Below are 7,859 nucleotides of genomic sequence, written 5' to 3'. Positions count from 1 at the left end.
TGGTAACTGAGTCAGTACCTGCTACTGAACCGCCGACAAAACGAACAGTGCTCAACTGGGCAGGAGTTGCAAAGAATGCAGTGGTTTGTTTGACACCATTTACCGTGAAATAACCGCTAGTGCTGCTGGTGTTGTTGTCAGAGAAATAGTATTGGGTAATCGCATTACCATCGGGGTCGCTGACAGTGAAGCTGGGAGTAACACTCGCACCGGAATTAACGGTTTGGTTGTAAGCAGTAACGACTGGCGCTTGATTAACTTTTTGAGTAGTAATCGTGGCTGATTGAGAGCCCCAAGTTTGACCATCAGAAGCCCAGATGGTAACTGAGTCAGTACCTGCTACTGAACCGCCGACAAAACGAACAGTGCTCAACTGGGCAGGAGTTGCAAAGAATCCGCTAGTCTGTTTAACACCATTCAAGGTGAAATAACCGCTAGTGCTGCTGCTGTTGTTATCCGAGAAATAGTATTGGGTAATGCTATCACCATCGGGGTCACTCACAGAGAAACTGGGAGTAATACTCGCACCGGAATTCACCGTTTGGTTATAAGTTGTTACCAGCGGTGCCTGATTAACTTTTGTAGTAATCGTGGCTGCTTGACTTCCAAAAGTTTGACCATCATAAGCCAAGATGGTAATTTGGTCGGTGCCTGCCACTGAACCGCCGACAAAACCGACAGTGCTCAACTGGGTCGGGGTTACATATAATGCACTGGTTTGTTTAACACCATTCAAGGTGAAATAACCGCTAGTGCTGCTGGTGTTTTGGTCAATTAATGTATAGTAGACGATGCTATCGCCATCGGGGTCACTCGCATAGAAACTGGGAGTAATACTCGCACCCGAATTAACCGTTTGGTTATAAGCAGTGACTACTGGAGCGCGGTTTGAATAGTACAGCGAACCACCAACTAAACCTAGTTCTTCCCACGACGGATCAATTTCCCGTTTGACATCCCAAATATTAATGACTTCATCCTCTGAAACCACATCTAAGATATGAGAATCATCTTCTGACTTGTTTATTTGGGTATCTTCCGTAACCCACAAATCGACAAATTTTTCCTCTGTGATGCTCAGCTCTATATCAACAGGCGGCTCGATCGGTGTTGGCGTTGGCGTCGGGGTTGGCGTTGGTGTTGGGACGATCGGGTCAACATCAACAGGCGGCTCGATCGGTGTTGGCGTTGGCGTCGGTGTTGGCGTTGGCGTTGGGACGATCGGGTCAACATCAACAGGCGGCTCGATCGGCGTTGGCGTTGGCGTTGGGACGATCGGGTCAACATCAACGGGCGTTGGCGTTGGCGCTGGCGTTGGTGCCTGTGTTGGTGTTGGTGTCGGGACGATCGGGTCAACATCAACGGGCGTTGGCGTTGGCGCTGGCGTTGGTGCCGGTGTTGGTGTTGGTGTCGGGACGATCGGGTCAAGATCAACGGGCGTTGGCGTTGGCGCTGGTGTCGGCGTTGGCGTTGGGACGATCGGGTCAATATTGACGGGCGTTGGCGCTGGTGTCGGCGTTGGCGTTGGGACGATCGGGTCAAGATCAACTGGAGGCTCGATCGGCGTTGGTGTTGGCGCCGGGGTTGGTGTTGGTGTCGGGACGATCGGGTCAACATCAACAGGCGGCTCGATCGGCGCTGGCGTTGGTGCCGGTGTTGGTGTTGGCGTTGGGGCGATCGGGTCAAGATCAACGGGCGTTGGCGTTGGCGCTGGCGTTGGCGTTGGGGCGATCGGGTCAATATTGACGGGCGTCGGCGTTGGTGCTGGCGTTGGTGTCGGTGTTGGTGTTGGCGTTGGGGCGATCGGGTCAATATCAACAGGTGGCTCGATCGGTGTTGGTGCCGGTGTTGGTGTCGGTGTTGGTGTCGGTGTCGGGACGATCGGGTCAATATTAACAGGCGGCTCGATCGGTGTTGGTGCCGGTGTTGGTGTCGGTGTTGGTGTCGGTGTCGGGACGATCGGGTCAATATCAACAGGTGGCTCGATCGGTGTTGGTGCCGGTGTTGGTGTCGGTGTTGGTGTCGGCGTCGGGACGATCGGGTCAATATTAACAGGCGGCTCGATCGGTGTTGGTGTTGGCGCTGGTGTCGGCGTCGGGACGATCGGGTCAATATTAACAGGCGGCTCGATCGGCGTCGGTGTTGGTGTTGGTGTCGGTGTTGGCGTTGGGACGATCGGGTCAATATCAACAGGTGGCTCGATCGGTGTTGGTGTTGGTGTTGGTGTCGGTGTTGGCGTTGGGACGATCGGGTCAATATCAACAGGCTTTGTGATGTAAGAAATCACCTCTTTTCCTAAGTCCGAACCACGCCAATCTTTACCTGGAGCAATTAACTCATCTAATTTGGCAGCTTTTCCAGTCGCACCCCGCACTTGGAAAATGATATCGTTGTAATCCCTATCACTCCCCGAATCTAACCGCATATCCTCCATGACAAAGGTATTGCCTTCTCCCGTGACATCGGCAATTTGACCAAAGTGAAATCCCTCCACAGGATTCGCCATTGCCATAGAAAATAAAGGACGTTGAGCGCCGCCAACAGTCGGATTATCGTAAACGAATTTGACACTACCGTTGGGTACCAACATCACCCCATATTTACCCCCAGCAGTTACGGCAAAACTCTTGACTCCTAAGTAGACTCCTTCGTTGGCATTATTCTCTCCTAACAAACCGGAAAACCGTGCACCTTCTGTAGCATCATTAATCACTACATGACCTTTCACCGAGTTACTTAAAGAACGCGCAGCTACTTCTTTAATGAATGCTTCCGAACCGGGTTCAAATTTGTCTAAATCGTCTAAGTTGAAAATAGCTAACTCACCTTGGAACCTCCCACCATCAAATGTGTACTCTATACTGATGCGACCAGTTTGATCCGTAGTAAATACCCCCGATGTAAAGGGAGAAATTAACTTTTTCTCCGTAGTCGGTTCAGGTTCTTTTTTGGTTTCTGTTGTTGCTACGGTAGTAGTTGAATTCTCTTTCTCTGTTTCTTCCCCGTTGCTAGTGTCAGTATTTGTTTCGTCTTCTGGCTTGCTGGCATCTGGGGAAATAGTAACTAAAGTCTCGCCTGTTTTTGGTTCTTGAGTGGCAACTGTTTCGCCTGCAACTGCATCTTTTTTGGCGGCGGCTGTGCTATTTGGATTGTTTGTGGCAGCAGTTTCGCTGGGTTCTTCGGCGGTTGAAATTGCCGAATCGGTTGGTGGTTTGTCTGGTGCGATTTCCCCCGCTGATGTAGTCTCTTCATTTGGCAGTTCTTCGCTAGCTGATTCAGTCGTGGCTACAGGTTTTTCCGGTTCAGATGTGATAGTTATTTCGGAGTCTGTAGTGACTGATTTGTCGGTAGTAGTTGTTGTTTCTGCCGCAGATTCACTTGTTGCTACAGGTTTTTCCGGTTCAGACGTGAGAGTTGTTTCGGAGTCTGTAGTGACTGATTTTTCGGTAGTTGTTGAGGTGATTACTGCCGCAGATTCACTCGTTGCTATAGGTTTTTCCGGTTCAGATGTGAGAGTTGTTTCGGAGTCTGTAGTGACTGGTTTGTCGGTAGTTGTTGATGTTGTTTCTGCGGTGACAGTCTTGTCATCAACAGCACTTCCTGTAATTACATCTATGTTTGCAGTGGGTTTTTCCGAAGTTGCGGCGCTGTTTGAGGGAAGTGGAGAATCTGATTGTGCACCGGTGAGGGTGTCTGCGTCGGATGATTTTTGAGTGCTAGTTGGTACTGAATTCAGCGTGTATTTGATGTCGCCGCTGATTTGCGAAACTTTGACTTTGAGTGAATAGTCTCCGGCTACTAAGCTGTCAGCGCTAATTCTTTCTGCCTCGGTTCCCGCGTTGGTGGAACTGTAAAGGGTTTCGCCACTAGAGTTTAATAAAAATATGTCGGCATTCCCGCTCAAACCGTCGATCGAAAATTGGAAACTTCCCGGACTGGTGATATTAAATTTGTAAAGGTCGTAGATATTTGTAGCGCCAACACTACCTGTGTAGGTTTTGCCGTCAGCCAATGCCCCGATGTTAAGTTCAGCCATTTGTACCCCTGAAAAATAGTTGGTTAAATCAGTTGTTGAGAAGCGATCGCCTTATTATGTTTTTATGTTTTCTCCGGTGCGTTTTTGAGCATTTCGAGCCACCTGAAATTTTCCTCAACAGGTAAACTTTCAAGACTGCTTGTTTACTGTTTCAACGAAGCAGGGAAGTATTGCATTTATTTGTGAAGAAGCTTTAGTGATATTTGCCAGCGTGTCAGATTTTAATCCAAATTTTACCTCGTTTTTATATTATCAGAAAGCAAAAAAAAAGCAATACGTAGGAATACGGTTTTTTTACATTAAAGACTTTACAGGAACTTTACGATCGCCAATATAATTTTTGGTAGGATGACTGTGAAAGAGCCAAAAACCATAGAAATTAAGCACTAATAAAGTATTAGCGCTATTGCCCACCAGACTGTTAGCAAAGCACGGCAGATGTAAAGCATCCCCAATGCAGAAGATTTGTTAACTTTGTGTAAAGTATCAAAGAAACAGGACTTTATGACATTACTTAAAACTCCTTTAAACCGAATTTAATGACGATTACTTTAAAGCTCCTTAATCGTCGATCGACAGCTATACTACCAGTCCTAGACGCAAGAACCGCTAAAAACAAAGGCTTGCGATTACGTAGCACAGCGAATAATGATAGAAATACGTTGTTTCTGCGTCTTGGACTAACTACCATGAAAAAAATTTGCTTCAAAGTGGACTCAAATATATATCTGGCGGAACTTGAGGGTTTTATGCAAATTCGGGAAAATTGTTACATAAGTTTACATTAGCGTTGCCCGATCGCCCAAAGTTACAGCACTTTGCGAGCAAAGCGCTCTTAATTATCTATCTGGGGGAACTTGAGGTTTTTATGCGAATCGCAGGAAATCGTTACATTAGTTTACAGTTGGGTTGCCGATCGCCCAAAAATTCAAAGCCACCCCGCATTTAACTTACTGGTTCAGTTGACTGAAACTATTGTGGGGTGGGCAGGAGAACCCGCCCAAAGCTGCAATTCAAATAAATACTCCTGAACGCACCGGTGGTCAGAAACCGGGTTTTTTTTGGGACAATATTTCGTTACAAACCGCAGAAACGGCAAAAAACCCGGTTTCTTTGGTTTTGATGCGTAAGTCGCGATCGAGAAAAGCTTAGTTGCGCTTGAGTGTTGAAGGCGCTACCTACATTTAATGTACCTGGTGATTTTGGTTCAAACTATTGTGGGGAGTAGGGGTTGGGCATCCTGCCCGCCAAAATCTACAATGTAAATGCAGCAAATCTGGCGTTGCGCTTGGATGTTGAAGCGACTTTGTGATCGGTGCGGGCCCTACAAGTGCGATCGCCCCAGAGAATCCCTTATCCCCTACAATAAACAAGCAATTATTATATTTTGAGTTATCCTGTGAGTCCTACTGCCGAAGTCAGCAATACCCTAAATGCGGGCGCTCTACCAACCGTTACCGCTACCGCAGCCCGCCGCGCTGTTTTTCCCTTCACTGCAATTGTTGGCCAGGAGGAGATGAAACTGGCGCTGCTGTTGAATGTCATCGATCCCAAAATTGGCGGGGTGATGATTATGGGCGATCGAGGTACTGGTAAATCTACCACAATCCGCGCCCTCACTGACTTGCTGCCGGAAATTGAGGTGGTGGCTGACGATCCTTTTAACAGTCATCCCACTGATCCTGATTTGATGAGTGATGAGGTGCGCGATCGCACTTTATCTCAAACTGACATTAAAATCGCCCGCAAAAAAGTCCAAATGGTAGATTTACCTTTGGGCGCGACCGAAGACCGAGTTTGCGGTACGATCGACATCGAGAAAGCTTTGTCGGAAGGTGTTAAAGCTTTTGAACCGGGGCTTTTAGCTAAAGCTAACCGCGGCATTCTTTACGTTGATGAAGTCAATTTGCTCGACGATCATTTAGTCGATGTTTTGCTCGACTCCGCCGCCAGCGGTTGGAATACTGTTGAAAGAGAAGGCATTTCAATCCGCCACCCGGCTAAGTTTATTTTAATCGGTTCCGGGAATCCAGAAGAAGGAGAATTGCGGCCGCAGTTGCTCGACAGATTCGGGATGCACGCAGAAATTCGGACTGTAAAAGACCCGAATTTAAGAGTGGAAATTGTCGAACAGCGATCGAGTTTTGACCAAAATCCGCCGGAGTTTCTCGCGAAATATCAGCACGAACAAGATGATATGCAGCAGAAGTTGGTGGAAGCTCAGGAAAGGTTGAAATCGGTAACTATCGATCGAGAGTTGCGGGTAAAAATCTCCCAAGTGTGCGCGGAATTGGACGTAGACGGGCTGCGGGGCGATTTGGTGACGAATCGGGCTGCGAAAGCTTTCACGGCTTTGGAATGCCGCACAGAGGTGACTGTGGACGATATTCGCCGGGTGATGACTCTGTGTTTGCGGCACCGATTGCGGAAAGACCCGCTAGAATCAATAGATTCGGGGTATAAAGTGACTAAAGTGTTCGATCGGGTATTCGGCCTAGAAACAACTGAGGGGTAATTAATAATTGGTAATTGGTAATGGGTAGTGAGGAAACATTTCCCAAATTTTTAATGCCTCCTTCCCAGTTCCAATTACTAATTCTGGCAATGGAAAAACGAATTTTAGGATTAGATCCGGGCTTAGCAAATCTTGGCTACGGGGCAATTTCCTGTCAAATTGTCCCCGGCAAACAAGATAAAAACAGCGTTTCCATGATTGATTGCGGCGTCATACAAACAACGCCAAAACAGGAAATGGGACAGCGCTTGAAAACAATTTACGACGATTTGCACGAGGTAATTGAACAGATTAAACCTGATATAGCAATTGCCGAAAAACTGTTCTTTTACAAGATGGGAAATACCATACTTGTAGCGCAAGCGCGGGGCGTTTTGACGCTAGTATTGGCGCAGTGTGGAGTGCCGTTGTTCGAGTTTACGCCGGCTCAAATTAAGCAAGCTTTGACGGGCCGCGGTAATGCGGATAAATCCGAAGTGCAAGATGCCGTGGCGCGGGAGTTGGAGTTGGGTTATATTCCGAAACCAGACGATGCGGCGGATGCTTTGGCGGTGGCTTTGACTGGTTGGTACGATGATGATATTTGTCCGAAGAAAATACAGTTGGAAACAGGAAAAATTTGATGCAATATCAAATCATCGGCAAATTAAGCACAAATCCGGGCAAGACATCTTCTCCCGATAAACTGACAGGAAATTGTACAATCTCTACTTCGCGAGAAGGGCGATAAATCTCCACTTTTTCGTCTAGAGGATTAATTAACCAACCCAAGCGTAAACCGCTGTTTAGATACTCCTGCATTTTCTCCTGAAGCGGCCGCAGCGGGTCTGGGCGCGATCGCAATTCAATGGCAAAATCAGGACAAATTGGCGGAAGTTTCTCTTGTTCTTCTGCTGTTAAAGCAGACCATCTTTCTAAGCTAACCCAAGCCACGTCTGGAGCTCGATACCCATTATTAGGCAATCGAAAAATTGTAGAAGAACTAAACACTCTCCCTAGCTGCGTTTGACGGTTCCACAAGCCCAAATCTGTAATTAAATAGGCTTCTCGATTGCCGCTGACTCCGCCTACGGGTGACATAATGATAATTTCTCCTTTAGGTGTCCGTTCAAATTGCCAATCTCGATTCATCTGGCATAAACGGTAAAACTGTTCGTCTGTTAGTTCGACAGTATCTAAGTTTAAAATAATGGTTGTCATTTTTCCTAACTCCCTAGAAATATGAATCCTGCAAACCTATTTTAGCGCCGCATTTTGTTAATTTTAACATCACTCCTCATAGCCTGGACTTAAGCTTTAATACCAGGG

At 47.2% G+C, this 7,859-nt stretch carries 4 protein-coding genes; 2 read left to right on the top strand and 2 right to left on the bottom strand.

The window, feature by feature from the left end; genetic code table 11:
- Positions 1 to 4,036 (bottom strand): DUF4114 domain-containing protein (locus tag QUB26_RS15250; protein ID WP_333318656.1); only part of this gene is annotated, 4,036 nt, incomplete at its 3' end.
- 1,399 nt (positions 4,037 to 5,435) lie between these two features.
- Between QUB26_RS15250 and bchI the strand changes: the two genes are divergently transcribed.
- Together bchI and ruvC are read left to right on the top strand one after the other, a co-directional pair.
- The gene (gene bchI / locus QUB26_RS15245) at positions 5,436 to 6,551 is read left to right on the top strand and encodes a magnesium chelatase ATPase subunit I (RefSeq protein WP_333318653.1); all 1,116 of its coding nucleotides are present in this window, start codon (positions 5,436 to 5,438) and stop codon (positions 6,549 to 6,551) included.
- An 89-nt stretch (positions 6,552 to 6,640) separates the two neighbouring features.
- A complete protein-coding gene (gene ruvC, locus QUB26_RS15240; RefSeq protein WP_333054731.1) occupies positions 6,641 to 7,174 on the top strand; it encodes a crossover junction endodeoxyribonuclease RuvC in 534 nt (177 codons plus the stop codon).
- 7 nt (positions 7,175 to 7,181) lie between these two features.
- Here ruvC and QUB26_RS15235 read toward each other — a convergent pair whose 3' ends face one another.
- Positions 7,182 to 7,751 (bottom strand): Uma2 family endonuclease, encoded by a 570-nt coding sequence (locus QUB26_RS15235; RefSeq protein ID WP_333237962.1) that lies wholly within the window; start codon positions 7,749 to 7,751, stop codon positions 7,182 to 7,184.
- Positions 7,752 to 7,859: the final 108 nt, after the last annotated feature.

The sequence above is a fragment of the Microcoleus sp. B4-C1 genome (assembly GCF_036705285.1).
Taxonomy (GTDB): Bacteria; Cyanobacteriota; Cyanobacteriia; order Cyanobacteriales; family Microcoleaceae; genus Microcoleus.
The sequence above is the reverse complement of the archived record's forward strand: the minus strand, read 5'-3'. Positions and strand labels throughout refer to the sequence as shown.